The organism is Streptomyces sp. 13-12-16, assembly GCF_002114215.1.
Lineage (GTDB): Bacteria > Actinomycetota > Actinomycetes > Streptomycetales > Streptomycetaceae > Streptomyces.
In genome coordinates this window covers 1-3,152 of record NZ_NCTE01000709.1, presented here as the reverse complement: position 1 = coordinate 3,152, position 3,152 = coordinate 1, and the positions used below count along the sequence as shown (strand labels likewise).

At 71.8% G+C, this 3,152-nt stretch carries 2 protein-coding genes; one reads left to right on the top strand and one right to left on the bottom strand.

Annotation, left to right across the window (positions count from 1 at the left end; genetic code table 11):
- Positions 1–552 (bottom strand): type VII secretion integral membrane protein EccD (eccD, locus tag B7767_RS26775; protein WP_085574430.1); only part of this gene is annotated, 552 nt, incomplete at its 3' end.
- A gap of 342 nt (positions 553–894) precedes the next feature.
- Here eccD and eccCa point away from each other — a divergent pair.
- A partial coding sequence (eccCa, locus tag B7767_RS26770) for a type VII secretion protein EccCa (protein WP_085574429.1) occupies positions 895–3,152 on the top strand: 2,258 nt, incomplete at its 3' end.

Sequence of the window (3,152 nt, the reverse complement as noted above, 5' to 3'; positions counted from 1 at the left end):
CGCCATCAGGCCGAGCACCGAGCCGGCTCCGGCGTCCCCCACGGCGCGGGAGGCGGAGCCCGCCCCGGCGATCAGCAGCAGTCCGGCGGCCGAGGCGGCGACGGCCCGCACCCAGCCCGCCGTCCCCGGCATGGCCAGCAGCACGATGCCCAGCGTGAGGGTGGCCGCGGCCAGTCCGCGCAGCAGGCGCCGGCCTGCCTCCGGGCTCCAGCCGTGCGGCCTGCGGCCCATGCCGTCGGCGATGCCGTCGACCAGGTCGTCGATGTGCACCTCGGGCAGCGCCTCGGTGCGCGGCCGCAGGTAAAGGTCCTCTCCGTCCCGCAGACCGAGGGAGTCCAAGGTACTCTCGGGGTCGAGCGGTGGACCGCCGAGGCGTTGGAGCACCCAACCCCCGTGCTCCAGGCCGGATTCCTCCAGGTCGTCCCCTCCGTAGCCGATCACTGTGGGCAGCAGATCGGCGACGGGGACGTCGGAGGGCACGGCCAGGTCGACGGTCCTGGCCGGAGCACGTACGGTGACGCGGCACAGGCTTGCCGTCTGGATCTCAGTCATGGGCTCGGGGTTCACACTTTCTGGCGGACCACGCGATACGCGGTGGCTGGAAGGTGGCAGCGGCACACCGGCCGGTCGCCGAACGCGACGGAAAAGTCGGACGGGGCATGCGCCGACGAGTTTGACCGTACGCCGGGCTTTTCGCAACACCACTCCGGGAGTTCAGCTTCACGGCACCTCCCGGTCATTTTCCCGCCGCCGCCGCGCGGGACTCTGACCCTTTACGGTAAAACCCGCGACGTTCTCGCGGAGTTCCCCTGGAATTCCTTCAGAAATCATTGAGGAGGACGTTCGTTGAGCGTGATCCTGTTCCGCCGGCCGGCCCGCCGAAAAGGACCGGAAATGCCGTCGGGGGAACTGAGTCTCCAGGAGCCGCCCACGCTTCCGGAAGTCGTGCCGGACAGTTCCGCGGTGTGGACGTATCTGCCGATGGCGCTGATGTCGGTCTCCATGATGCTGATGTTCATGCGTCCGGGGATGAGCCGGGACAGCGGCGGATTCATCTACATCGCGCTCGGTGTGATGGTGATCGCGTCGGCGGGCATGATGCTCGGCCAGGTCATGCGCCGCAACGGCGAGCGCAAGCAGCGGATGAAGGGCGAGCGCCGCGACTACCTGCGGTACCTGCGGCAGACCCGGCGCATGGTGCGGGCGTCCATCGTCGAGCAGCAGCGCGCCCTCGCCTGGCGCCACCCGGAACCCGACGCGCTGTCGTCGCTGGTGCGCAGCACCCGGCTGTGGGAGCGGCGGACGTCGGACGAGGACTTCGCCGAGGTGCGGATGGGCGTGGGCGACCAGCGGCTGGCGATGAAGCTGACGCCGCTGTCGACCAAGCCCGTCGAGGACCTGGAGCCGCTGAGCGCGCACGCGCTGCGCAGCTTCACCCGGGCCTACTCCACCGTCCGGGACCAGCCCATCGCGATCTATCTGCGGGCCTGGTCGAAGGTGCTGTTCCGCGGGGACGAGGAGCGGATACGCGCCCAGGCCCGGGCCCTGCTCGCGCAGTTGGCGGTGTTCCACTCCCCCGACGACCTGTGGATCGCGCTGTGCGTCTCGGACGAGCGGCGCGCGGAGTGGGAGTGGGCGAAGTGGCTGCCGCACAGTCTGCACCGGCACGAGGAGGACGGCGCCGGACCGGCCCGCATGATCGCCTCGGCCTTCACCGAGCTGGAGAACCTGCTCGGTGCCGAGTTCCTGGAGCGGCCGGGCGCCGACCCCGACGCGGTCCCGGGACGTGAGGAGCCGTACACGGTCGTGGTGATCGACGGCTGCACGGTGCCGGCGGGGCACCGCTTCGACGGGCACGGGTTCCGCAACGCGGTGGTGCTCGACCTCACCGGGGCGCTCGCCTGGAAGCCGGGACGGACCACGCTGCGCCTGGAGGTGGACGAGGGCGGGGTCGCGCTGGTGCGCACCGACCGCGACCGCAAGGAGCAGTCGACGGTGCTCGGCCGGCCCGACCGGCTGGGCACGGTGGGGGCGCTGGCGCTCGCCCGGCTGCTGGCGCCGTACCGGATGAGCGTGGGCGGCGACGACTCCAAGCCGCTCGCCGACGACGTCGAGCTGACCTCGCTGCTGAACATCCCCGACCTGCACCGGCACGATCCGGCCACGCTGTGGGAGAAGGCGACGGGCAGTGCCCGGCTGCGGGTGCCGATCGCGGTGAGCGGTGAGGGCAGGCCCGTGGAGCTGGACATCAAGGAGTCCGCGCAGGGCGGTACGGGACCGCACGGCATGCTCATCGGCGCCACCGGCTCCGGCAAGAGCGAGCTGCTGCGCACGCTGGTGCTGGGGCTGGCGCTGACCAACTCCTCCGAGACGCTGAACTTCGTCCTCGTCGACTTCAAGGGCGGCGCCACCTTCCTCGGCCTCGACGAACTCCCGCACACCTCGGCGGTCATCACCAACCTCGCCGACGAGGTGGCACTGGTCGCCCGTATGCAGGACGCCCTGCACGGGGAGCTGATCCGGCGGCAGGAGCTGCTGCGCGCCGCCGGCAACTACACCTCCGCGCTGGAGTACGAGAAGGCGCGGCAGTCCGGGACGCCGCTGCAGCCGCTGCCCAGCCTGTTCGTGGTGGTCGACGAGTTCAGCGAACTGCTGGCCTCGCACCGCGACTTCATGGAGCTGTTCGTGATGATCGGCCGGCTCGGGCGCAGTCTCGGGGTCCACCTGCTGCTCGCCTCGCAGCGGCTGGACGAGGGCCGCATGCACCAGCTGGAGAGCCATCTGTCGTACCGGATCGGTCTGCGGACGTTCTCCGCGATGGAGAGCCGGGGCGTGCTCGGTGTGCCGGACGCCTACGAGCTGCCCGCGCAGCCGGGTGCCGGCTTCCTCAAGAGCGGCGTCGACGCGCTCACCCGGTTCCGGGCCGCGTACGTCTCGGGGCCGTACCAGCGGCGCCGGGCCGTGGTGCAGGCGCAGGTGGCGCGGCAGGTGGTGCCGTGGACGGCGGAGTGGGTGGTGCCGCGCGCGCCCACGGACCCGGACCTGGACCCGGCGGGCGAGCCCGACGAGCCGGAGCCTCAGGCGCGGGGCGAGGGGGACGGCGGCGGGGAGACGCTGCTGTCGGTGGCGCTCGACCGGCTGCGCGGGGCGGG